The sequence below is a fragment of the Desulfoluna sp. genome (assembly GCF_030145185.1).
Lineage (GTDB): Bacteria > Desulfobacterota > Desulfobacteria > Desulfobacterales > Desulfolunaceae > Desulfoluna.
This window is the reverse complement of record NZ_JAQYWB010000003.1, coordinates 18,301-42,348: the sequence shown is the minus strand read 5'-3', so window position 1 is coordinate 42,348 and position 24,048 is coordinate 18,301. Positions and strand designations below refer to the sequence as shown.

23 protein-coding genes and 1 tRNA gene are annotated in these 24,048 nt (G+C 57.1%); 18 read left to right on the top strand and 6 right to left on the bottom strand.

Annotated features, from left to right (window positions below; all coding sequences use genetic code 11):
• Positions 1 to 106: 106 nt before the first annotated feature.
• Together Q1Q75_RS01295 and gltX are read right to left on the bottom strand one after the other, a co-directional pair.
• Positions 107 to 180 (bottom strand) — tRNA-Gln (locus tag Q1Q75_RS01295).
• A 271-nt stretch (positions 181 to 451) separates the two neighbouring features.
• Positions 452 to 1,855, bottom strand: coding sequence for a glutamate--tRNA ligase (gltX, locus tag Q1Q75_RS01290; RefSeq protein ID WP_300667199.1), 1,404 nt, complete (start codon positions 1,853 to 1,855; stop codon positions 452 to 454).
• Between the two features lie 344 nt (positions 1,856 to 2,199).
• Between gltX and rpmF the strand changes: the two genes are divergently transcribed.
• From rpmF to Q1Q75_RS01225, 13 genes are all read left to right on the top strand, one after another.
• Positions 2,200 to 2,382 (top strand): 50S ribosomal protein L32, encoded by a 183-nt coding sequence (gene rpmF, locus Q1Q75_RS01285; RefSeq protein ID WP_300667198.1) that lies wholly within the window; start codon positions 2,200 to 2,202, stop codon positions 2,380 to 2,382.
• Between the two features lie 77 nt (positions 2,383 to 2,459).
• Positions 2,460 to 3,209, top strand: coding sequence for a 3-oxoacyl-[acyl-carrier-protein] reductase (fabG, locus tag Q1Q75_RS01280; RefSeq protein ID WP_300667197.1), 750 nt, complete (start codon positions 2,460 to 2,462; stop codon positions 3,207 to 3,209).
• A 17-nt stretch (positions 3,210 to 3,226) separates the two neighbouring features.
• Entirely contained in the window at positions 3,227 to 3,457 is a 231-nt protein-coding gene (gene acpP / locus Q1Q75_RS01275; protein ID WP_300667196.1) for an acyl carrier protein, read from the top strand.
• A gap of 122 nt (positions 3,458 to 3,579) precedes the next feature.
• Positions 3,580 to 4,041, top strand: coding sequence for a ribose 5-phosphate isomerase B (gene rpiB / locus Q1Q75_RS01270; RefSeq protein WP_300667195.1), 462 nt, complete (start codon positions 3,580 to 3,582; stop codon positions 4,039 to 4,041).
• A 453-nt stretch (positions 4,042 to 4,494) separates the two neighbouring features.
• Positions 4,495 to 5,739, top strand: coding sequence for a serine hydroxymethyltransferase (gene glyA, locus Q1Q75_RS01265; protein WP_300667194.1), 1,245 nt, complete (start codon positions 4,495 to 4,497; stop codon positions 5,737 to 5,739).
• A gap of 81 nt (positions 5,740 to 5,820) precedes the next feature.
• On the top strand, positions 5,821 to 6,276 hold the full coding sequence (locus Q1Q75_RS01260; RefSeq protein ID WP_300667193.1) for a cytidine/deoxycytidylate deaminase family protein: 456 nt from the start codon (positions 5,821 to 5,823) through the stop codon (positions 6,274 to 6,276).
• 43 nt (positions 6,277 to 6,319) lie between these two features.
• Entirely contained in the window at positions 6,320 to 6,781 is a 462-nt protein-coding gene (gene nrdR / locus Q1Q75_RS01255) for a transcriptional regulator NrdR (protein WP_300667192.1), read from the top strand.
• Positions 6,782 to 6,830: 49 nt separating this feature from the next.
• A complete protein-coding gene (gene ribD / locus Q1Q75_RS01250; RefSeq protein ID WP_300667191.1) occupies positions 6,831 to 7,931 on the top strand; it encodes a bifunctional diaminohydroxyphosphoribosylaminopyrimidine deaminase/5-amino-6-(5-phosphoribosylamino)uracil reductase RibD in 1,101 nt (366 codons plus the stop codon).
• Positions 7,932 to 8,010: 79 nt separating this feature from the next.
• On the top strand, positions 8,011 to 8,667 hold the full coding sequence (locus tag Q1Q75_RS01245) for a riboflavin synthase (protein ID WP_300667190.1): 657 nt from the start codon (positions 8,011 to 8,013) through the stop codon (positions 8,665 to 8,667).
• Between the two features lie 59 nt (positions 8,668 to 8,726).
• Positions 8,727 to 9,956: a bifunctional 3,4-dihydroxy-2-butanone-4-phosphate synthase/GTP cyclohydrolase II gene (locus Q1Q75_RS01240; protein ID WP_300667189.1), complete on the top strand. Its 1,230-nt coding sequence runs from the start codon at positions 8,727 to 8,729 to the stop codon at positions 9,954 to 9,956.
• Positions 9,957 to 10,057: 101 nt separating this feature from the next.
• Entirely contained in the window at positions 10,058 to 10,537 is a 480-nt protein-coding gene (gene ribE / locus Q1Q75_RS01235; protein WP_300667188.1) for a 6,7-dimethyl-8-ribityllumazine synthase, read from the top strand.
• Positions 10,538 to 10,942 carry a transcription antitermination factor NusB gene (gene nusB, locus Q1Q75_RS01230; protein WP_300667187.1) on the top strand — a complete coding sequence of 135 codons (405 nt, stop codon included), beginning with the start codon at positions 10,538 to 10,540 and terminating at the stop codon, positions 10,940 to 10,942. It begins immediately after the preceding gene.
• 172 nt (positions 10,943 to 11,114) lie between these two features.
• Positions 11,115 to 11,741, top strand: a complete 627-nt coding sequence (locus tag Q1Q75_RS01225) for an MBL fold metallo-hydrolase (protein WP_300667186.1) — start codon at positions 11,115 to 11,117, stop codon at positions 11,739 to 11,741.
• A gap of 213 nt (positions 11,742 to 11,954) precedes the next feature.
• Here the strand turns inward: Q1Q75_RS01225 and Q1Q75_RS01220 are convergent, their stop codons facing one another.
• Both Q1Q75_RS01220 and Q1Q75_RS01215 read right to left on the bottom strand, forming a co-directional pair.
• The gene (locus Q1Q75_RS01220; RefSeq protein WP_300667185.1) at positions 11,955 to 12,164 is read right to left on the bottom strand and encodes a rubredoxin; all 210 of its coding nucleotides are present in this window, start codon (positions 12,162 to 12,164) and stop codon (positions 11,955 to 11,957) included.
• A gap of 159 nt (positions 12,165 to 12,323) precedes the next feature.
• Positions 12,324 to 12,722: a hypothetical protein gene (locus tag Q1Q75_RS01215; RefSeq protein WP_300667184.1), complete on the bottom strand. Its 399-nt coding sequence runs from the start codon at positions 12,720 to 12,722 to the stop codon at positions 12,324 to 12,326.
• Positions 12,723 to 13,195: 473 nt separating this feature from the next.
• Between Q1Q75_RS01215 and ispG the strand changes: the two genes are divergently transcribed.
• The 3 genes from ispG (at position 13,196) to Q1Q75_RS01200 (ending at position 18,125) form a co-directional block, all read left to right on the top strand.
• On the top strand, positions 13,196 to 14,269 hold the full coding sequence (ispG, locus tag Q1Q75_RS01210; RefSeq protein ID WP_300667183.1) for a flavodoxin-dependent (E)-4-hydroxy-3-methylbut-2-enyl-diphosphate synthase: 1,074 nt from the start codon (positions 13,196 to 13,198) through the stop codon (positions 14,267 to 14,269).
• A gap of 55 nt (positions 14,270 to 14,324) precedes the next feature.
• Positions 14,325 to 15,845 carry a proline--tRNA ligase gene (gene proS, locus Q1Q75_RS01205; RefSeq protein ID WP_300667182.1) on the top strand — a complete coding sequence of 507 codons (1,521 nt, stop codon included), beginning with the start codon at positions 14,325 to 14,327 and terminating at the stop codon, positions 15,843 to 15,845.
• Positions 15,846 to 15,974: 129 nt separating this feature from the next.
• Entirely contained in the window at positions 15,975 to 18,125 is a 2,151-nt protein-coding gene (locus Q1Q75_RS01200; RefSeq protein WP_300667181.1) for a bifunctional (p)ppGpp synthetase/guanosine-3',5'-bis(diphosphate) 3'-pyrophosphohydrolase, read from the top strand.
• Between the two features lie 142 nt (positions 18,126 to 18,267).
• On the opposite strand, the gene Q1Q75_RS01195 is transcribed toward Q1Q75_RS01200, so the two are convergent.
• Both Q1Q75_RS01195 and Q1Q75_RS01190 read right to left on the bottom strand, forming a co-directional pair.
• The gene (locus tag Q1Q75_RS01195; protein ID WP_300667180.1) at positions 18,268 to 18,951 is read right to left on the bottom strand and encodes a serine protease; all 684 of its coding nucleotides are present in this window, start codon (positions 18,949 to 18,951) and stop codon (positions 18,268 to 18,270) included.
• A gap of 20 nt (positions 18,952 to 18,971) precedes the next feature.
• On the bottom strand, positions 18,972 to 20,621 hold the full coding sequence (locus tag Q1Q75_RS01190) for a BCCT family transporter (RefSeq protein WP_300667179.1): 1,650 nt from the start codon (positions 20,619 to 20,621) through the stop codon (positions 18,972 to 18,974).
• Positions 20,622 to 21,634: 1,013 nt separating this feature from the next.
• On the opposite strand from Q1Q75_RS01190, the gene Q1Q75_RS01185 reads away from it, so the two are divergent.
• Positions 21,635 to 22,777 carry an acyl-CoA dehydrogenase family protein gene (locus Q1Q75_RS01185; protein ID WP_300667178.1) on the top strand — a complete coding sequence of 381 codons (1,143 nt, stop codon included), beginning with the start codon at positions 21,635 to 21,637 and terminating at the stop codon, positions 22,775 to 22,777.
• Between the two features lie 13 nt (positions 22,778 to 22,790).
• The gene (locus Q1Q75_RS01180; RefSeq protein WP_300667177.1) at positions 22,791 to 23,828 is read left to right on the top strand and encodes an acyl-CoA dehydrogenase family protein; all 1,038 of its coding nucleotides are present in this window, start codon (positions 22,791 to 22,793) and stop codon (positions 23,826 to 23,828) included.
• The last annotated feature ends 220 nt before the right edge of the window (positions 23,829 to 24,048 follow it).

Below are 24,048 nucleotides of genomic sequence, written 5' to 3'. Positions count from 1 at the left end.
GGTTTGGGGCTGAGATGAGAATCATACGCTTCGATGAGACAAAATCACCTCAGCCAGAAATAAAAAAGGCCCCTTCGACGTAAATCGAAGGGGCCTTTAAAAATTGTGGCTGGGATACAGGGATTCGAACCCCGATAGACGGCATCAGAAACCGTAGTCTTACCATTGGACGATATCCCAGCAGGCAACGCATGGGTTGCGAGTGGGTTTATAGGCCAGGGGCCCCCCGCGAGTCAAGAAAAAAAAGCATCGCTTAATTGCCTTTTCTCACGTCGGAACGCAACCGCCCTTTAATAAAATAAATTTCCCACCCGCCCAACCTCAAAAAAATGGCCCGGATATCCAGAATGAATGCCGCAGGACGTCACCCCGAGGAACGAGGGGCAACGCCCAACGGCAACACGCTTTCACGATATTTTAGCCCACGTGGCGTCGCCACCCTTTCTTGGCCTTACCCGAGAGCGCGGATATGCGCCACGGCGTCATCAATACGCTTTAAGGTCTCCTCTTTGCCGAGGACCTCAAGCATCTCGTACATACCGGGACTGGCGCCGGTACCGGAGACAGCCAGGCGCAGGGGCTGAGCCACCTTGCCAAAGCCCACCTCAAGCTTTTCCATCACGGCATGAAAAGGGGCCTCAAGATGGGACTCGGTAAACTCGTCCACGGCAGCCAGGGCCTCTTTCATCGCAAGAAGGGCATCAACCGCTGCGGGCTTAAAAGCCTTTTTGGCCATTTTGGGGTCGTACTCTTTAATCCCCTCAAAGTAGAAGCGGGCGTTCTCGGCCATCTCCACCAGGGTATGGCTTCGAGGGGCCAGGGTCTTCACGGCCTTGACGAGTTGATCTCGATCCGCCACCTGAATACCGGCTTTCTCCAGATAGGGAAGGAGAGCTTCGGTGATCTCTTCCGCAGGTTTCTGCTGGATATGATCATGGTTGATGGCCAGAAGCTTTTCCTGGTCAAAGACGCCGGGAGAACGGCCAATGTGGTCCGGGTTGAATTTTTCGATCAGGTCTTCCCGGGTAAAGAACTCCTGGTCCCCGCAGGACCAGCCCAGGCGTGCCAGATAGTTGATCATGGCATCGGGCAGAATTCCCATGTCCCGGTACTCGGTGACGCTGGTGGCCCCGTGGCGCTTGCTCAAACGGGCTTTGTCGCTCCCCAGAACCATGGGAACGTGGCCGTAGGTGGGCACCGTCTCCCCCATGGCCTGAAGAATCAAAATCTGCTTGGGGGTGTTGTTCACGTGGTCATCGCCCCGCAAGATGGTGTTCACCTTCATGGTGAGGTCATCCACGGCCACCGCCAGGTTGTAGGTGGGAGAGCCGTCGCTTCGCTGGATGATAAAATCATCGAGTTCGGCGTTGGGGATGGAGATGCGTCCCTTCACCATATCTTCGAAGGCCGTCGCACCGGCCAGGGGCACCTTGAAACGCACCACGGCACCCTCGGTGGGACCGAGGTGCCTCTCACGGCATTTCCCGTTGTATTTGGGTTTTTCGCCGTTGGCCCGGGCCGTCTCCCGCATCTCTTCAATCTCTTCGGGGGTGCAGGTACACCAGTAGGCGTGGCCCTCCTCGAGAAGCTTGGCGATCACCTCTTTATAAAGGTCAAAACGCTGGGTCTGATAAAAGGGGCCTTGATCCCAGTCGATCCCCAGCCACTCCAGCCCATCGAAGATGGCCTGAACGGACGCTTCGGTGGAGCGTTCCAGGTCGGTGTCTTCGATGCGGAGGATGAAGGTCCCGCCGGTTTTTCTCGCGTAGAGCCAGTTGAACAGAGCGGTTCGAGCCCCTCCGACGTGAAGGTAGCCCGTAGGGCTCGGAGGAAACCGCGTTATAATCTCACCCATAGCATCTCCTGTGGTATGTATTAAAAAAGAATGGTAATTAGTTTGGTTGACCCGACAATCGCTTGCAGGACACGGCAGCCACTGGCTGCAGACGGCTGCAATCAACTTTTTTTTACCGCCCGAGGTCCGCATTCACATAAAAAAAACATTGTGAATAGATAGGGATCTGCGGTATCTACGGCTCATGGCCAATTACCACAGTTGGTATAGCAGCACAAGTGTCCAAAATCTAAGCACGTGAATATTCTTGACAATCGCTTTTAAATAAAATAAATAAAGGCGGTTAAGACTGTTCCGTCATTATACATAATTTTTTAAAGAAATGAATGAGTTAGGAGATAACCATGGCTGTACCCAAGCATAAGACCTCCAAGTCCGTAGCGAAAAAACGCCGCACCCATTACAAAACTGAGGCTCCCAATGTCTCTGTCTGCCCCGAATGTGGCGAAGCCAAAATGATGCACCAGGCGTGCCCCGGTTGCGGAAGCTACAAAGGCCGCAATGTTCTGGCTAAAGACGAAGAGTAGCGATCACACAATGTGTCGAACCCACACGTTTTGTTTAACGTGTAAGGGCCACGTTGATTCCCTGGAGTGTAGGGTCCATGTCTGACACCAACGCACGCTGCATCGTCGTCACCGGAGGTTCCCGGGGCATTGGCCGCGCGGTCTGCCTCGAATTTGCCGGGCCCGATACCCGCATTTTTTTTAATTATGCGTCGTCCGAAGAGGCGGCAAGGCTTACCGAAGCCCTTGTTGCTGAAAAGGGCGGAACGGCGGTTGGCGTCCGTGTGGACGTCACCTCCGAAGTGGAGGTCTCCGCCTTTATTAAAAAGGTCGTAGACGACACCGGGCGAATTGATGTCCTTGTAAATAATGCGGGAGTCACTCGGGATGGGCTGCTTGTTCGCATGAAAGAGGCCGATTGGGATACGGTGTGTGACACCAATCTCAAAGGGGCCTTTTTCTGCCTAAAAGCCGCAGCACGCCCGATGATGAAGCAGCGTTCCGGCCGCATCATCAACATCACCTCCCTGGTGGGGGTGACGGGCAATGCTGGCCAGGCCAACTACTGCGCCTCCAAGGCAGGGCTTATCGGCCTGACCCGCTCAGCAGCCCGTGAACTGGCATCCAGACAAATTACCGTCAATGCCGTGGCACCGGGTTTCATCGACACCGACATGACCGCCACCCTCTCGGAGGACGCCATCCGGTCCATCGTTGACCAGATTCCCATGCAACGTTCCGGCTCGCCTTCCGAGGTAGCCGGAGTTGTATCGTTTCTTGCCTCCGACAAGGCCGCCTACATCACCGGGCAGGTTCTTCACGTCAGTGGGGGCATGTTTACATCCTAAAGAAACAAGAGGTAGCGATGTCTGTAGAAGATAAAATCAAAAAAGTAGTCTCTGAAAAACTGAAAGTCGAGGCGGGTGACGTGGTTCCCGACGCCCACTTCGTCAACGACCTGGGGGCCGATTCCCTGGACCTCGTAGAGCTGATCATGTCCATGGAAGAAGTGTTCGATATCGAGATCTCTGACGACGAGGCCGAAAAACTCGTCCGCGTCAAAGACGCCATCGCGTACATCGAAGCACGCATGTAACTTGCCGGCCACGGCCGACAGGAAGATCCCCCTCCGGGGAGTGAGACACTAAAAACCATGACGATCAGGTTGACAGGGTGGGCTATTCCCACCCTTCCTTGCATTTAAAGGACGATGAGTTCATGAGTAAAGACAAGACCCCGTACGAATCCCCGGTTGTCATTGGCTGTGACCACGCCGCCTACCCCCTGAAAGAGGCGATAAAAGCCTTTCTACAGGAAAAAGGCGTGGACGTTGTGGATGCCGGATGTCACGGGCTGGAGTCCGTCAACTACCCCGACTTTGCGAAAGAAGTGGCGGGGAAAGTTTCTGACGGGACCTACCCCAGGGGCATTCTTCTTTGCGGTACCGGCCTTGGCATGTCCATGGCCGCCAACCGTTTCAAGGGAATCCGGGCGGCCCTGGTGAGCGACGGTTTTTCCGCGCGCATGAGCCGCATGCACAACGACAGCAACATCCTGGTCATGGGCGCCCGAGTCATTGGCGAGTCCCTGGCCCTGGATCTGGTCCAGACCTGGATGGAGACCCCTTTTGAAGGGGGCCGTCACCTGGACCGCCTCCAGATGTTCGATTCATTTAAGTAAACGTTCCAATCCTCCTGACCTGACCCCGCCAGCCCTTACGGCTCAACAGGGCGCGGGACAGGAGGCAGAGGCAACACAAGCCGTCGGCAGCGCCCTTCAACGGAGGCTGTCCGACAACACCGCTTTTCTATGGGGAGCGACCCCGGAACCAAGGCCTGCCCGGCAGGCCCCCTGAGACTGGGAACGCAGGCGGTGAACCCAAAAGCTGTGACCCGTGTCGACAGTCAGCGATCGTTCTTTGAAGGAACAATATGGATACCCTGGGACTGAACCCGGCCTCGGGCATGGCCTTTCCGCACACGCCGGATGGCCGATTAAACCGAACCGGACCATAAGTCACCGGCTTAAGGTATCCTGATCCATGAGACGCGGTGTCCTTCACCAACCGAAAACCCGGCGGACAAGCCCAATCCCGGCTGACAAGCCGAACACACGGCTGAAGAGGAAGCAAAGGTGAACCTGAAGTGTATCAGAGATGTGGATCCGGATATTGCCCTTGCCATTGAGAATGAAATCTCACGGCAGCAAAATAACCTTGAACTCATTGCATCGGAAAATGCCGTCAGCGCGCCGGTCATGGAGGCCATGGGCTCTCCGTTGACCAACAAGTACGCCGAAGGCTACCCCGGCAAACGCTACTACGGCGGATGCACCCACGTAGACACCGCCGAGGCCATTGCAATCGACCGTGCCAAAGAGCTCTTTGGCGCGACCTACGCCAACGTCCAACCCCACTCCGGTTCCCAGGCCAACATGGCGGCCCTTTTCGGCTTCCTTGCGCCCGGCGATACCGTCATGGGCATGGACCTCGCCCACGGCGGACACCTCACCCACGGCAGCCCTGCCAGCTTCTCCGGAAAACTTTTCAACTTCGTTCATTACGGCGTGGAAAAAGAGACCGGCATGATCGATCTTGATCATGTGGAGTCCATGGCGCGCGACTGCAAGCCCAAGATGATCATTGTGGGTGCCAGCGCCTACCCACGAACCCTTGATTTTAAGGCTTTTTCCGAGATCGCCAAGCGCACCGGCGCGTCCCTGATGGTGGACATGGCGCACATTGCAGGCCTAGTCGCCGGCGGCGTGCACCCCAACCCGATCCCCTACGCGGACGTGGTCACCTCCACTACCCACAAGACCCTCAGGGGTCCCCGTGGAGGACTGATCCTCTCCGGCACCGATCTCACCGGCATCATGAACAAGCAGATCTTCCCCGGCATCCAGGGCGGCCCCCTCATGCACGTCATCGCGGCCAAGGCCATCGCCTTTAAAGAGGCGTCCACCGATGCGTTCAAGAGCTACCAGGCCCAGATTGTCAAGAATGCCGCCACCCTGGCCGATGAGCTCATGGCCCGGGGATTTGATCTCGTCTCAGGCGGTACCGACAACCACCTCATGCTCCTGGACCTCACCCGCATGAACATCACGGGAAAAAACGCCGAAGAGACCCTGGACCGTGCGGGCATCACCGCCAACAAAAATGTGGTCCCCTTTGACACCCGCAGCCCCTTCGTCACCAGCGGCATTCGCATCGGCACCCCGGTGCTCACCACCCGCGGCATGAAGGAAGCTGAAATGAAGCAGGTGGCGGAGTTCATGGCGAAAGCCCTTGAAAACAGGGACGACGCGTCCGTCATCGAAACCATCCGTCTCGAGGTGAAGGCCCTTTGTAACACCTTCCCTCTGTTCACAGACTAAGGGTTGATTGCCCGTATCGTTACCTGCCCAGAAGGCCCGGACTCAGAATCCGGGCCTTCTGGCCGCCAAGGAGCCACCCACATGGAACCAGAACTCAAGCGCCCCTCATGGACTCAGTACTTCATGGACATCACCGAACTGGTGGCCAAACGATCTACCTGCACACGCCGTGCGGTGGGGGCCGTGCTTGTCAAAGACAAACGTGTTCTGGCCACAGGATACAACGGAGCCCCCAGCGGCGTTCGCCACTGCTCCGAAACCGGATGCATAAGAGAACAACTGGGCGTCCCATCCGGAGAGCGCCATGAACTCTGCCGCGGTGTCCACGCCGAGCAGAACGCCATTGTGCAAGCCGCCTACCACGGAGTCTCCATCAATGGCTCGACCCTCTTCTGCACCAACCTGCCCTGCTCTATCTGCGCCAAGCTGCTGATCAACGCAGGCGTTCGCCGGATTTATTACAAGTCAGGTTACGCCGATGCCATGTCCAAAGAGATGCTCAATGAAGCCGATATCGAAGTGATTCAGGTCCCCTGAACCGGAGTTTCAACCGTCTGACCACTGTGACAAGGAGAATGCCATGAAATGCCCCTACTGCGCAGAAGACAATACCAAAGTCGTGGACTCGCGGGACACAAAGGACAAAAATGAAATCCGGAGGCGCCGGGAGTGCCTCGCCTGTAACCGACGCTTCACCACCTATGAGCATGTGGAAAAACTGCCGGTCATGATCGTAAAAAAAGATGGCCGTCGAGAAGAATTTAATAGAGACAAGGTCGCCTCCGGCCTCTACCGGGCCTGCGAAAAGCTGGACATCAGCGTCAACGCCATCGACGCGTATTTAGATGAGCTGGAGCGGGACTTACGGGAAACCGGGGAGAAAGAGATCCCCTCCCAGAAAATCGGCGAGAAGGTGATGGTCTGGCTCCACGGCAAAAACGACATCGCCTATGTCCGGTTTGCCTCGGTCTATCGAGAGTTCAAAGACGTCAACGACTTCGTCATGGAACTCAAAGGCCTCCTCTCCAAAGAGGAGCAGTAACACCCCCTGCCGGCACGGCAGGAGACAAGCGACACAGAAAGGGGGAGCCATGGAGGCTCATGAATATATGGAGATGGCCCTGGCTCTGGCAACACGGAGCATCGGGTGGACCTCCCCCAACCCCGCCGTTGGAGCGGTGGTGGTCAAAAACGGACAGGTCGTGGGACGCGGGCGGCACAAAGTCTGCGGCGGCCCCCATGCCGAGGTCTTTGCCCTGGACGAAGCGGGCGAGGAAGCCAGGGGAGCCGACATCTACGTCACCCTGGAGCCCTGCAACCACACCGGCAAAACCCCGCCCTGCACGGAAAAGATTCTCGCCGCCGGCATACGGCGCGTCTTCATCGCCATGGAAGACCCCAACCCGGTGGCCGCAGGCGGCATCGACCGCCTCAGGGCCCAAGGCGTTGAGGTGACCTGTGGCCTTCTCCGGGAGAAGGCCGAGGCGATCAATGAGGGATTCATCAAACATGTCCAGACAGGCCGCCCCTTTGTCATCGCCAAGAGCGCCGCGACCTTAGACGGACGGACGGCCGCCTCCACCGGCCACTCCCAGTGGATTACCGGAGAAAAATCGAGGCGCCATGTCCACGAGCTGAGACATGCGGTGGACGCTATTATGGTGGGGATCGGGACGGTAAAAGCCGACAACCCCTCCCTCACCTGTCGCCTGGAGACTGGCGGGAAAGATCCCATCCGCATCGTTCTGGACAGCCGCCTCTCCATGGATGAAGACGCGAGGGTATTGCAGCTCAAATCCGATTCTGATACAATCGTTGTTTGCGGCAAGATCCCCGAGGAACCCTGTGAAGCCAGGCAAAAGAAGGCCCGATTAGAGGCCGCCGGCGCGCGCGTTTTGGAGGTTCCTTTGAAGGATCAGCGTGTGGATCTCGCCTCTCTGATGGCCATTCTGGGAAAAGAGAAGATTCAGAGTCTCCTCATCGAGGGGGGGGCCACCCTTCTCAAATCCGCCCTGGACGCGAAGATCGTGGACAAATTCCGCATCTACCTCGCGCCCAAACTCCTCACCGGAGACGACGGATTTCCCATCACGGCAGGAAAAGGACCCCTCTCCATGAATGAGGCACTGACCCTTTCCCGTGTTGCCGTTCGACACTTTGACAATGACGTAATGATCGAGGGCTACCTGTAGAGATTCCACGGCTCCCCGCTTGGGGCATGCTGGATGTGAGTCCCCACAGAAAAGGCTTTCTTGAAAGAGGCGATGAGGTATGTTCACCGGTATTATTGAAGGATTCGGAACCATCAGGGACATTCGCCCCACAGGCCAGGGGTCCCGGTTCACCATTGAGGCCGACTTTTCCCTCGACCGTGTCAAGCTCGGGGACAGCATCGCCGTCAACGGCAGCTGCCTCACAGCTGTGGTCCTTGACGGCCAGCGCTTTGAAGTGGACGTCGCCCCCGAAACCATCCGCCGCACTGTCTTTTCCTCCATCCGCCCCGGCTCCCGGGTCAACCTGGAGCGAGCCTTGCGCCTCTCCGACCGGCTGGACGGCCACATCGTCTCTGGCCATGTGGACGGCGTCGGCACCATCGTCAGCAAAGAGCGCCTCTCCAATGCCGTCATCATAACCATCGCCGTTGACAAACATCTCTCCCGCTACATGATCGAAAAAGGGTCCGTTGCCGTGGACGGCATCAGCCTCACCATCAACGAGGTCACGGACACCACCTTCACCTTGAGCATCATCCCCCACACCGCCGACATCACCAGCATCGGCTTCAAACAACCGGGCTCCATAGTCAACATTGAGACGGATATGGTGGGAAAGTACATCGAAAAATTTCTCATGACCCCAAAAGGTGACCCAGACACGAAACCCTCGTCCATCGACGTCGCCTTTCTGGCCGAAAAAGGGTTTTTATAAGTGAGAAAAAGGGGCCGCTCCCTGGCCTCTTTCATATAGAGTGTAATGAGGAGTCTGCTATGCCCGTTATTTCCATTGAAGAAGCCATTGAAGAGATTCGCGCCGGTCGCATGGTCATCCTTGCCGATGATGAAGACCGGGAAAACGAAGGAGATCTCACCATGGCCGCTGAGGCGGTCACCCCCGAAGCCATCAACTTCATGGCCAAATACGGACGGGGTCTCATCTGCCTGCCCATGTCCTCCCAGATGTGTGATCATCTGGATCTGCCCATGATGGTGGATGACAACACCAGCCAGTTCGGTACCGGTTTTACCGTCTCCATCGAAGCCAAGGAGGGCGTCACCACTGGCATCTCTGCGGCAGACCGCGCCACCACCATCCTCACGGCGGTGGCCGACAAAACCACGGCCGCCGACATCGCCCGCCCAGGCCACATCTTCCCCTTGCGTGCACGCGACGGTGGAGTCATGGTCCGCGTGGGGCAAACCGAAGGGTCCGTCGACCTCTCGCGCCTGGCCGGCCTGAAACCCGCGGCCGTGATCTGTGAGATCATGGACGACGATGGCACCATGGCCCGCATGCCCTCCCTGGAGGCGTTCAGCAAAGAGCATGGCATCGGCATCTGTACCGTGGCGGATCTGGTCGAATACCGCATGAAAAAAGAGTCCTTTGTTCGAAGGGCTGCGGAAACCGTCATCCCCACCTCCTTTGGAGGGGATTTCCGCATCATCGCCTACGAGAACGATCTGGACAACCTCACCCACATCGCCATGGTCAAAGGGGAGATCGATCCGGAAAACCCCGTCCTCGTCCGCGTTCACTCCGAATGCATGACCGGCGACATCTTCGGCTCCTTGAAGTGCGACTGTGGCGACCAGCTCCAACGCGCCATGGCCCGCATCAACGATGAAGGGGCCGGGGTCATTCTCTACCTGCGCCAGGAAGGACGCGGCATCGGCCTGGTCAACAAGCTGAAGGCCTATGAGCTCCAGCGCCAGGGATACGATACGGTGGAGGCCAACGAAAAACTCGGATTCAAGGCCGACCTCCGGGACTACGGCATCGGGGCTCAAATGCTCGCCGATATCGGGGTCCGCAAGATGCGCCTGATGACCAACAACCCGAAGAAAATGGTTGGCCTTCAGGGCTATGGGCTCTCCGTGGTAGAGCAGGTGCCCATTGAAGTGCACACCAACATCCACAATCAGGGCTACCTGTCGTGCAAAAAGCTTAAGATGGGTCACACCCTGAAAATTGAGACAAAAAAAGACTCCCACAACATGTAGGGAGAGGGACAAGCGCCCAAAAATGAACCCGGAGCGATTGGCCCCATCGTCGCTCCTGTTTTCACATTTTGACAGACACCATAGAGGAAAAGGGACTCACCATGCCCAATATTATTCAATCCAACCTGATTTCCGAAGGCAAAAAATTTGCCATCGTCGTGAGCCGCTTCAACGACTTTATCACCGAACGCCTTGTGGGCGGTGCCGTGGATGGGTTGACACGAAGCGGGACAAACGACGCCGACATCGACATCATCAAAGTCCCCGGCGCCTATGAAATTCCCCTGTTGGCCAAAAAAGCCGTGCAGACTCAAAAATATGACGCCGTGATCTGCCTGGGAGCCGTCATCCGAGGCGCTACACCCCACTTTGACTATGTGTGCGCCGAAGTCTCCAAAGGCGTCGCCCAGGTCAGCCTGGATGCGTCCATCCCCGTCATTTTCGGAGTCATTACCACCGATACCATCGAGCAGGCCATCGAACGGGCCGGCACCAAATCAGGGAACAAAGGCTTTGACTGCGCCCTGGCTGCCATTGAGATGGCCAACCTCATGACCGTCATGGATGAAGGACAGAAGTAAATGGGAGTAAGACGAGGCGCACGGGAGCTTGCACTACAGGCTCTCTTTTTTGCGGACATACAGACCAATGACCGCCACGAGGCGGTGGCACTCTTTCGCGAGCATTTTATCACCAGAGAAGCGTTTCTTCCCTTTTTCGATACGCTGACAGAAGGTGTGATGACTCACCGGGAGGAGATTGACGCCACCATCGCAAACCGATCCAAGAACTGGAAGGTCTACCGCATGTCTTCCGTGGATCGAAACGCGTTGCGCGTGGGGGTGTTTGAGATCCTGTTCCTGGACGACGTGCCGGACAAGGTGGCTATCAACGAAGCCATTGAAATCGGCAAACACTTTGGAACCGCAGAGTCAGGCGCTTTTATCAACGGTATTTTAGACGCCATATCCGCTGACAACAAATGAAACACCGATAACGCCGGGAGGGTGTCCAACCCCGTTTGACCCCTCCCGGGCCTTCGCCACCCAAGTGGAATCCGATCCCGGACCGACATGACGCCCCAGAGGCCCTCTCTGAGGCCATAACAGGTCTGGACCAACCATCCTCTCGCTGCAGAGAGTCAAGGAGGATCCGACCTTGCTGATCAAAGATCTTGTTGTAGGCCCCATCGGCGCGAACTGCATCATCCTCGGATGTGAAGCCACACGCCAGGCCGCCGTCATCGACCCCGGTGACGACGCCGACCGTATCTTAAAAGCCCTGGCCGACGAGCACCTCACAGTCACCGCCATCATCAACACCCACGGCCATTTTGACCATGTGGGTGCCAACAAACGCCTCAAAGAGGCCACGGGCGCTGACATCCTGATCCATGAAGCCGACGCCGGCATGCTTCAGGAGCTCTCCGTCACAGCCATGGCCTTCGGACTGCAGGCGGAAAACTCTCCCCCCGCCGACCGCTTCATAGCGGACGGAGACACCATCACCTTTGGTGAGAAGAGCCTGACTGTCCTGCACACTCCGGGCCACACGCCCGGCGGCATCACCTTGTACTGCAAAGAGGACAATGTCGCCTTCGCAGGGGACACCCTCTTCTATGGCTCCATTGGGCGCACCGACCTGCCTGGCGGAAACTACGCGACCCTCATCTCCAGCATTAAAAATCAGCTGTTTTCTCTCCCCGATGCCACCGTCATCTACACCGGACACGGCCCGAAAACATCCATCGGCACCGAAAAGCAGTACAACCCCTTTCTGAAGTAAGACGCCTCCGACGGCCAGGGGATCCGCCCATTCGGCAGCCCCCTGGCCTATCACGGCACCCCCCCTTCTCACAGGCCCCGCCACCATCGCCCTTTTTAAAGTCTCCGCTCACCCCTTTTCCCCGACAAGAAAAGCCGTACCCAACCCTTTTCCGGATCAGGCACGGCCCATTCTCATTCGGCACCCCAGGATATCGGGTACCTTACGGCACTCTCAAACCCCCTCCTCCATCACCGACCCCGGTCCGGCCAGGGGCCGAAAGCTTTTCTTAGACGCCTGACAGAAGGGGCAGGCCCAGTCCTCAGGCAAATCCTTGAAAGCTGTTCCGGGAGGCGTGCTTGTCTTCGGCTCCCCTTGATCCGGGTCGTAAACATACCCACAGTTGTGAACCTGGCATTGATACATGTCTTTGGGTAAGGCCATGAAAACACCTCCTTCGATAGGTTAAAAAATCTAAAACGGGAAATGGGCAGGTCTTGCGGTCAAACGATCAGACGGAATGGGAATACGGAATAAGAATATCAAGTTTTTCATTAATATTCCAACCTGTTTTACCGCGGCAGGAACGGAGCTCCGTGCCTGTTAACCAAAGGCCCCCAGCTGACACTCTCGAATCTTGACGCCCGTCTTTTCACAGGCCCCGGCCAGGAGCGCGCGAGAGAGCCCCTCTCCCTTGGCCCGGGTAAAAATTTCTTCACAGGTAACGTGGCCTTTCGCCTCGGCGCAACGCGACACCCAAGCCGCCACCTCGTCAGAAATAACCTCTGGCATCAGGATTCGTTTCTGCTTTCCAGGTCCGTAGCCGAACAGGCCCAACTGGCAGGAATGAATGCGAAGCCCCATCGCATCGATACAGTCCCCGACTTCCCCTGGCGTAATACCGCAACGAAAGGCCGTCGCCAGGGCCGCTGCACAGCTGATGCGACCCTCCCTGGCAACCGCTGCCAGGCCTTGTTCCACCGCTTCATTTATCAACCCCATGCCGCGTCCTCCTCATAATCTGATCTCTGGTCTGGTGTTTGCGTCAAGCGCCCATGTGACGGGCCTTTGCCCAGCTTCATTTCCCTTGCCATGGGCTGGGCTGTTCTGATACTCTTTTCCAACATTTATCGTGATGGTTTCCGCCAGCAGCAAGGCCCCCCCATCCTCTTAACCGGCCGGTGATTTCGATACATCGGAGGGGCACACCGCGCCCCAGGGACAGGGGCCTCTCCCATGGTTTTCGGAAAAGGCGGTCGGGTTGACCGACGCATTGCGATGATCATTCCCAAACACCCATCGTGACGGGATTTTGGAGAACCATCTGGTTCACGTCGCTCCCGTCTGATACAATACCAGCTGAAAGGCGCTTTCGGAAGCCCGCAGTGAATCGCCGGGGGTGACCCCCCCAAGGCCCACTCTGGCCTGCCCTACTCGCATCCCGACAGGCCCTTCCGGCGGAAGAGACAAGACCCATGCCCTTGGTTCAGACACGAAGAAAGACCCGAACCCTCCATGTGGGTGACGTGGCCGTGGGAGGTGACGCCCCGGTATCGGTTCAATCCATGACCAACACCCATACCGAAGACATCACGGCGACCGTGGCACAGATCCACCGCCTTGAAGAGGTGGGATGTGAAATCATTCGGGTGGCCGTCCCCGGCATGGAAGCGGCCGTAGCCATTTCCGCCATCAAAAAACAGATCTCCATTCCCCTGGTGGCCGATATCCACTTCGACCACCGACTGGCCGTGGCTGCGGCGGAACACGGGGCCGATGCCCTGCGGATCAACCCCGGCAACATCGGTAGCCGTGACAAGGTTGTCTCGGTGGTCTCCTGCGCCAAAGAACGCGGGCTGCCCATTCGCATCGGGGTCAACGCCGGCTCCCTCTCCCAGGAAATCCTGGATCGTTTTAACGGGGTCACCCCGGAAGCGATGGTGGCCAGCGCCCTGGAGAATATTCGTATTCTGGAGGATCTGGATTTTTCCGATATCAAGATCTCCCTCAAAGCCTCCGACGTCACCCGAACCGTGGAGGCCTACCGCCTCCTCTCCCGTCAGGTGGACTACCCCCTGCATGTCGGGGTCACCGAGGCGGGATCTCTTTTCCCGGGGGTGGTGAAGTCTTCCCTTGGCATCGGCATGCTCCTCGCCGAGGGGATCGGTGACACCTTGCGCGTCTCCCTGACCCGGGACCCCGTGGAGGAGATCCGCGTGGGCCAGGAGATCTTAAAATCACTGGAGCTCCGGCGCTTCGGGCCGGAGATTGTCTCCTGCCCCACCTGTGGCCGCTGCAACATCGATCTCTTTTCCATCGTAGAAAAGGTAGACAAGGCTCTGCTGGGAAGAAAAACACCGGTGAAGATTGCCATCATGGGCTGTGTGGTCAACGGCCCCGGTGAAGCCAAAGAAGCCGACATCGGCATTGCAGGCGGCAACGGCATCGGCATTTTGTTTGAAAAGGGGAAATTGGTCAAAAAATTTCCCGAAGACCAGTTGGTGGAGGTGCTCCTGGCCGCCATCGACACCTTTGAAAAGAAAATCTGACTTAAACACTGACGGCCCGCTCACAGCGCCGGCCGCTCTACGCAAGAGGACAACAATGGCAAAACAGGTGCAGACAGCTATCACCCCCACCCGAACCGAAGACTACCCCCAATGGTACCAGCAGGTGGTCAAGGCCTCCGACATGGCCGAGAGTTCCCCCGTACGCGGTTGCATGGTGATCAAACCCTGGGGCTACGCGCTCTGGGAAAACATCCAGCAAGCCATGAACGGCCTGTTCAAAAAGACCGGGGTGAAAAACGCCTATTTCCCCCTCTTTATTCCTTTGAGCTTCCTTGAAAAAGAGGCGGAACACGTCGAAGGATTTGCCAAAGAGTGCGCCGTGGTGACCCACCACCGCCTCGAAGCGGGGCCTGACGGCGGCCTGGTTCCGGCCGGCAAACTCGCCGAACCCCTCATCGTACGGCCCACCTCCGAGACCATCATCGGCGACTCCTTTTCCAAGTGGATCTCCAGCTACCGAGACCTCCCCGTCCTCATCAACCAGTGGGCCAACGTCGTCCGATGGGAAATGCGCACCCGAACCTTCCTCCGGACCAGCGAATTCCTCTGGCAGGAGGGCCACACCGCCCACGCCACCTCCGAAGAGGCCTTCGCCCGCACCGAACAGATGCTTGAAGTGTACGCCCGCTTTGCCGAAGAGTTCCTGGCCATCCCCGTGATCCGCGGTCGAAAATCCGATTCCGAACGCTTCCCCGGCGCGGTGGACACCCTCTGCATCGAAGCCATGATGCAGGACCGAAAAGCCCTTCAGGCCGGAACCTCCCACTTCCTCGGTCAGAACTTCGCCAAGAGCTCCGGCATCACCTTCCAGAGCGCCGACGAAAAAGAAGAGCATGCCTGGACCACCTCCTGGGGCACCTCCACCCGCCTCATCGGTGGAATGATCATGACCCACGGCGATGACGACGGCGTGATCATGCCCCCCCGTATCGCTCCTGCCCATGTGGTGCTTCTCCCCATCTTCCGGAAACCCGAAGAGAAAGAGGCGGTCCTGGCCTACACCCGCAACCTGGCCGAAGAGCTCTCCCAGGTGAGCTACCACGGCCGAAACATCGAGGTGGAGGTGGACGAACGCGAGATCGGCGGTGCCCGGGGCTGGGACTGGATTAAAAAAGGAATCCCTGTGCGAGCCGAGATCGGCCCTCGGGACATGGCCTCAGACTCCGTCTTCATGGCCCGTCGCGACCTCTCCCCCAAAGAGAAACGCGGCGTAACGCGGGAAGAACTCCTGGCCACCCTCCCCGACATTCTGGACGAAATCCAGGCCACTCTTTACGACCGGGCCCTTGCATACCGCAAGGAGAACACCACCCGCATGGATGACAAGGAGGCCTTCTACGCCTGGTTCACCCCCACGAGCGAAGAGAAGCCGGAAATCCATGGCGGCTTTGCCCTCTCCCACTGGTGCGGCGATGCCGCCTGTGAAGAGCGCATTAAAAACGACCTGAAGGTCACCATCCGCTGCATCCCCTTTGAAGGGGAAGAAGAGGACGGCACCTGTATCTGCTGCGGAAAACCCAGCAGAAAACGCGTGGTCTTTGCCAAAGCCTATTGATACCCCACGGGGCCTTCGCCTTGTGTGAAGGCCCCGTTCTTTTTTGGCCCCCGACCCACAGGCCAAGCCTGTGCGTCACCAACCCCGAAACGGCCTTCGTCGGCCATGTGGTGAGGCAGCAGTACAACGATGATCCGTATTAACGATATTCTGGACAGAATTATTGAAATCCATCCCGATGCCGATCTGGACATTGTGGAGAGAGCGTACATCTTTTCTGCACGCGTCCACGACGGCCAGACACGACTGTCCGGAGAACCCTACCTCACCCACCCCCTGGAAGTGGCCTACATCCTGGCCGACATGAGACTCGACGTGGAGAGCGTGGCCGCCGCCCTGCTCCACGACGTCGTGGAAGACACCCACGCCACCGAAGAGGAGATCGCCCAGTACTTTGGGACCGGTGTCTGCCACATCGTGGCCGGTGTCACCAAACTCAGCAAACTCAGCTTTGCCACCTCCCAGCAGCGCCAGGCCGAAAGCATCCGCAAGATGATCCTGGCCATGGCCAATGACATCCGCGTGATCTTGATCAAACTGGCCGACCGCCTCCACAACATGCGGACCCTTAAGTTTCATAAACGGGAAGAAAAAAAACGCCAGATCGCCAAAGAGACGATGGAACTCTACGTTCCCATCGCCTCACGGCTGGGGATCTACTGGCTCAAGCAGGAACTGGAGGACATGGCCTTTGACACCCTCCTGCCTGAAGAGTACCGGCACATCCGAGAGCAGGTGAAGGACGACCAGCTGGCGCGGGAAGAGATGGTCACCTCCACCAAAAACCGCATCCGGAAGCTCATGGAAGAGACCGGCCTACAAGGCCTGGTCATGGGCCGATACAAGCAGTTCTACAGCATCTATCACAAAATGGTCACCCAGCAGCTCACCTTTGATGAGATCTACGACATCGTGGCCTTCCGCATCATCCTCGATACCATCCCGGAGTGCTACACCGCCCTGGGCATCATCCACAGCATCTGGAGCCCCATCGCCGGCAAATTCAAAGATTACATCGGCGTCCCCAAACCCAACATGTACCAATCCCTTCACACCACGGTGGTGGGGCCGGGAGGCCGGCGCATTGAGGTGCAGATTCGGACCAAGGAGATGGACAAGGTCGCCAAATCCGGCATCGCCGCACACTGGTCGTATAAAGAAGGGAAGGTGGCCGACGACAAGCTGGGAGAAGCCTACGCCTGGGTTCAGGACCTGGTGGAGAACCAGGAAAATGTGAATAACCCCGGGGAGTTCATGGAAAACGTCCGCATCGACCTTTTCCAGGACGAGGTGTACGTCTTCAGCCCCAAAGGGGACATAAAAACCCTGCCCAAGGGCGCCACCCCCATCGACTTCGCCTACGCCATCCACACCGAGGTGGGCAACCAGTGTACCGGGGCCAAAGTCAACGGCCGCCTGGTCTCTCTGACCTACGAGCTGCAGACCGGCGATGCCGTAGAGGTCATCCTCACCAAGGGGAACACCCCCAGCAAGGACTGGCTTGGTTTCGTAAAAACCGTGAAAGCCCGGTCCCGTGTCCGCCACTTCATCCGATCCGAAGAAAAAGAGCACAGCGTGGCCCTTGGCAAAGACCTTCTGGAAAAAGAGTTCCGAAAGCACAGCCTCAACTTCAACAAACTCTCCGCCACCCCGGAAATGGAAGAGGCCTCCACCACCTTCGGGTACAAAGGGATCAGCTCCCTCATCGAAAATGTGGGCTACGGCAAAGTCACCCCCCGGCAGGTGGCCAATAAATTTCTCCCCCAGGATCCCAAATCCGCCCGTTCGGAGCCCTCTCTCCTGGACCGCCTCATGGGGCGGTCCAAGAAGAAAAAGGAGAACGATGCCATCATCGTTAAAGGCATCGACAACATCCTCATCCGCCTTGGGAAATGCTGCAACCCCGTGCCAGGCGATGACATCAGCGGTTACGTGACCCAAGGCCAGGGCATTACCATCCACCGCAGCAACTGCATCAACGCCCTGACCATGAACCCGGAACGCTGCGTGGACGTCAGCTGGGCCAGTGAAACCCAGGAAAGCCTTCCCGTCAGCATCCTCGTACGCTCCCAAGACCAGGTGGGGCTCCTGGCCAAAATCACCTCGGCCATCAGCGACAGCGACGCCAACATCGTGGACCTCGTCATGAGCCGCCAGGAACAAGGCGGGTACGAATGCACCTTTACCCTGAACGTCAGCAACACCGACCAGATCAAAAAGGTCATTCAAAACATCAAACGCCTCCGCTCCGTCCGGGAAGCACGGCGTATCGGGGACTAAGACGCCCCGCCCGGGAGCTCTTCCGAGCCCCTGACAGTGAAGCCAGAGCCCTTTAACACCCCGAAAATTTCATAAAAAAAACGCCTTCGGATTCTCCGAAGGCGTTTTTTTTTATCACGTCACTCAATGCAAAGAGGCTTTATCAGACCACATCAAGCCCCATGTTCTCCATCAGGGCGAGACCATACTCAATAGAAACGGCATAGCTGAGCTGGGTATCGTACCCGGAAGGACGACTGCCCCGGGCAAAATCGCCCCCATCTTCCACAGGGGAAAAACGCCCGATCACCACCCCGACCACACGACCGCTGTCGCCACTGACCAGGGGACCTCCGGCCACGCCATCGTACACCATGGCGTCAAAAAGAAGCAGACGGTTCCCATTTCTGGAGCACACCTTGGAACTCAAGATGGCACTTTGCACCACCAGATTGTGCATCTCATCATGACCAAAAGGAAACCCAAGGCTGAGGACACTGGTCCCCATGCTAAAATTTTCGGTGGTCCCCCCCAGATGATCCGGGGTCTTGATGCGCAGGTTTCGGTCAATTTCGAGGACCGCGACGTTATGAATCTTGTCCACGGCCGGCACAGAAACACTCATGGCGGACACCTTGTCCAGGCTGATCGGCATAAAATCGTCCGGATTGGAGGTCGGAACCACCATCAGCCCTTCCGAGTCCTCTTCCAGCAAATGAGCCGCCGTCAAAAGATAACCGTCTTCGTGCATGAGAAAGGCGGTGCCCAGAAAAACCACCGCACTCTCTTTCTTGCGCACCAGCATCATGCACCCACCTGCAAATTTCTGACTCACATCTTGTAGCATCTCATTTTCTCCTTTGCAGATCAGGCGCTTTTCTTACGGCCAAAAATCACATGGGGCGCCTCGGCCCCTTCAATTTCAAACTCGTCGCCCTTCTTTTTCCCGGTTTTCACACTGAAGGTCTGAACCCCAAGGTATTCATTCAACCCCTTTTTAAGGCTCACACACATGATGATCAGCACAACGGCAAAGGGAAGCCCCGTGGCAATAACCGCAGACTGCAGGGCCGCCAGGCCACCACAGAGAAGAAGCGTCGCGGCAACCACCCCCTCGAGGATCGCCCAGAAAAGACGCTGGGGAACGGGTGGATCTGGATTTCCGCCGGCGGTGATGATGTCGATCACCATGGAACCGGAGTCCGAGGAGGTAACGAAAAAACTCACCACCACAAGAATCCCCAGCATGCAGGAGACGTTTGAAAAGGGAAAGTTCTCAAGAAGCACAAAAAGTGAAACCGGAACGTTCTCGGCCACGGCCTTGGCGATGCCGCCGCCACCGAACATCTCAATATACAACGCGGTGTTTCCGAAAACCGTCATCCACACAAAGGTCACGAAGGCGGGCACACAAAGAACCCCCATAATGAACTCTCGAATGGTACGTCCCCTGGACACACGGGCGATAAACATCCCCACAAAGGGAGACCAGGCAATCCACCAGCCCCAGTAAAACACCGTCCAGCCATTCTGCCAGCTCGTGTTCTCAAAGGTCTCACTCCAGGTGGCCAGTTTCGCAAAATTCTGAACATACGACCCGATGTTTTCAAGGAGCCCGTTAAAAATAAAGAGAGTCGGTCCGCACACGAGGACGAAGAGCAACAGCCCCGAGGCCAACCAGACATTAAGCTCAGAAAGCCTTCGAATTCCCGCATCCAGGCCTTTCACCACCGAGGTCGTCGCAATGGCCGTAATGCCTGCGATCAGCAGAAGCTGAACGGTGGCGCTTTGTTCCCAGCCAAAAAGGTGGGCAAGCCCCGCGTTGATCTGCTGCACCCCGAACCCCAGAGAAGAAGCCACGCCAAAGAGAGTGGCCACGGTGGCGAGAATATCGATAAGGTTTCCCCAGAAGCCATGGATCCGCTCTCCCAGAAGGGGATAAAACACCGCACGAATGGAGAGAGGCAACCCTTTGTTGAAGCTGAAAAAGGCCAGCGCCAGGCCCACGATGGAGTAGACCGCCCAGGGGTGAAACCCCCAGTGAAGAAAGGTGATGGCCATGGCATTGCGAGCCGCTTCCGTCGGCGTCGAGGTGGGAAATGGACCGGCACCAAAATGAAACATGGGCTCTGCCACCCCGTAGAAAAGAAGCCCGATTCCCATGCCCGCGGAAAAGAGCATGGCAAACCAGCTCTTGGTACTGAAATCAGGTTCGGCGTCATCTCCCCCCAGACGGATATCTCCATACCGGCTGAACATGAGATAAAGGGCAAAAAACAAGATGATGTTCATGGTCCAGATAAAAAACCAGCCGGCGTTCGTGGAGATCGCAGCCTGGAGAGGCCCAAAAAAGTCACCCACTTTCTTATGAAAAAAAATGGTGAAAATCACAAAGCCTACGATAATGGCCGCTGAGGAGAAAAAAACCTGGGGGTGAACATCAAAAAGGGGGGCGGAGTCTGAGGACTCGGGTGAGGGACCGGGCGGGTCCTGCAGGTGCAAATCACTGTTAGCCATAAAAAAACCTCTTCTGAGTGTAATATGTAAACCCGAAGAGGCGATGGCGATACCTGAACGTAGGCCGAATTAAAAAGCCTTTGGTACATCATGAAACCCGGCCGTACACCCCAAGAAACCACAGCCTCATGGCCTGATTTCCTCGGGTGCTCTTGCCGAAAAACGGCCACGCAGAACCCATGCAAAAAAATCAGGCGGCCGGAATGCGTCTTGCCTTCCGAAACCATGTTCTGAATTTTATGCACAGCCACTGCACATTACCGCCGGGCTCATTTTCCATCCCAAGAACCTGGGTCACCCGGTGGGATTCCCTCCCCGGACCTTCATTCACTAGGCTCTTGCATCTCTCCGGGACAACCGGATTCCAATCCCCTGCACAAAGGCTGAAGCCTCCAACGGGTGGGGTCTTCCGCATTTTCCCAGGGGACGAATATGCGTGCGGGATGATTCCTTATTTTATACCTTAAACCAACAAACAATGTCCGGCGGTAAAAGAACTACACAAGTCATAATACAACAATTTGCTTTTATTGAAAAAGGTAAAACAAATGAGATATCAAAACATGCATCAAAATCAGTCATCTCGCATTAACGTGAACAGGCTAACATATATTCCCCCGGTTTAAAACCCCTGTTATTATAATGCTAACGGCCACACATACCCAATCAGCACAGCCAATCTCTCGGCAGAGCGCCATCCATCATGGCCATAGCCTTCTGTTTTTAAAAATATATTTTTCGCACAACAGGCTATTCAAAAACCACCTTTTCCTAATTTAAGTGGGAAAGGACCTCTCCGGGTCCCGCCAGACAGAGAGCCCGATCCATTAACAATAATAATCGGGCCTTAATTCCCTTGCCCGCCCCTATTTAAATCACTCTTCTCTTGACATTTTAAATGAATTGTATTTTTATTCTGAACATCATTCAATTTTGGAATTGCGTTTCACCCAAGCTTCCCACCCGGCCCCGCCTGATCGCCGGGACTTATCCAACACACCGCTGGAGGCCCTATGGAATTCGCGTTTACCAAAGAACAGCTCATGTTCAAAAAAGAGGTCATTCGCTTCGCCCGGGAAAAAATCGTCCCCCGGGTGGCAGAACACGACCGCAACCACACCTTTGACTTTGAAGCCTTCCATAAAATGGGCGAATTCGGCCTCCTCGGGCTCCACTTTCCGGAAGAGTACGGAGGCGGTGGCGCCGATGTGGTCACCACCGTACTGGCCGGAGAGGCCCTGGGGGAAGCCGGAGTCGACGGCGGGCTCACCCTCTCCTACGGCGCCCACTCCTTCCTTTGTGCCGACACCCTCTACTGCCACGGCACCGACGCCCAGAAAACGCGCTTTCTCCCCCCCCTTATCTCTGGAGACAAGATCGGCTGCATGGGACTCACCGAACCCAACGCAGGCTCCGACGTCTCAGCCATGAAGACGACGGCACTCAAAAAGGGCGACACCTATGTCTTAAATGGCAGCAAAACCTTTATCACCAACGGACCCATCGCCGATGTGGCCCTGATCTATGCCAAAACCGACCCCGAAAAAGCCCACGACGGCATCTCCGCCTTTATCGTAGAGAAAGGCACCCCCGGATTCGAAGCGGGTCCGCCCATGGACAAACTGGGCTGCCGCAGCTCCCAGACATCCGAGCTCTTCTTCTCCAACTGCGTCATCCCGGCAGAGAACCTGGTCGGCATGGAGGGGTTGGGCTTTCTCATGGCCATGCAAACCGTGGAGTGGGACCGAAGCGCCCTGCTCTCCCCCATGGTGGGCGGCATGAACCACGCCCTGGCCCGGTCGGTGACCTACGCCAAAGGGCGCAAACAATTCGGTCGCCCCATCGGCAAATTCTACGCCACCAAAGAGAAACTCGCCGCCATGAAGATCTTTGCCGAAGCGGCGAAACTCCTCGTCTATCGCATCGCCTGGTGCAAAGGCCAGGGCAAACCCCTCAATCACCTGGAAGCGGCCGTGGCCAAACTCTTTGTGGGGGACTGGCTCCTCGGCCCCAGCAACGACGCCGTCCTTCTCCACGGAGGGTACGGCTACTGTCATGAATACGGCATGGAGCGCATCTTCCGGGATGGCCGCCTGGCCCCCATCGGCGGCGGCACCTCCGATGTTCAAAAGATGATCATCTCTAAAATGATATAAGGGGGGACCGCCCATGAATTTCGACTACAGCCAGGACGAACTCGACCTGTTTCACTCCCTGGAAACCATCCTTGGCAAAACCACCGAAGTACGACCCAAAAATCTCATCTCAAAGCTCGCCTGGACCGGATACGCCACCCTTGGCGAAAACGGTCTCGCAGGGGCACTCCCCGGGGCCCAGGAGCGCCTGGCCCAATGGAAACCCGCGGCCTACCGCACCATGGAATACGGCCTGCGCATCGCAGCCACCACCCTGCGCCGATTTGGACCCGAGGCCTGGCACGCCACCTGGGTCACGCCCATCCAACAGGGAAAAATACTGGCCACCGCCGCCCTGGATCAAGCCGAAGGAGAACCCGACCTCACCGGTAAACCCCACGACAAGGGGTATCTCATCAACGGAACCAAAACAGCCATTCCCGGAGCCATAAGCGCCGACGTGATCCTCGCCTCCGGGACCGTCGAGGAGTCCCCGGCCCTTTTTCTTTTCCAAAAAGAGACCGGAGACGTCTCCCTCACCCAGGGAGCCACCGGCCTGTACACCCTCACGGCCCATGAAACCTTTCTTCCCGATACCCAGGTGGCCATTCTGAGCAAAAAAACACCCCTGGCCCCCTTCCTGGACCTCCTGAAAAACAGAATCCAGATCGCCGAGGCCACCGGCCACGCCGCCGCCCTCTTTGACCAGGCCAAAACCGCCGCTAAAACCTGCCCCGAAGGCGGAAAGCCCCCCATCGCAAAACAAGAGATCGGCTTCAAACTGGCCACCATGTACACCCTGCTCCAAACCAGCCGCCTCATGTCGGCCAACGCCTCAGGCCTTATTGACGCAAACGCAAGCGACGCCGCCATGGCCTCCAGCTGTGCCCGGGTCTTCTGCAGCGATGCCGCCAATGAAATCATCTCCTCGGCCCTGGAGGTCATGGGCGAAAACGGTTTTAAAAAAGGAGGCCCCGCCGATCGCCTCGCCGCCATCCAGGCCCTGCGCGTGGAAGGCCCCTCCGTGGGCCAGACCAAAGAGGCCATTGGGAACATGCTGCTGAAATATTAGGGGGTAGGGAAGGAAGAAAGAAAAAGCCTCCGGCGGCAAGGTGTGCCACCTTGCCGCCGGAGGCTTCCCCGATCTTTAACCATAGAAGGCACGCTTTTCCGGGGCAATGGAAACCAACAGCTCAGGCACACGTGGCGGACGATGCCGTCCGTCACACTCTGCGCGAATGCGGACGCATTTCAGCCCAAAGTGACGCCCCCCGACTCGCATTCGCAAACCT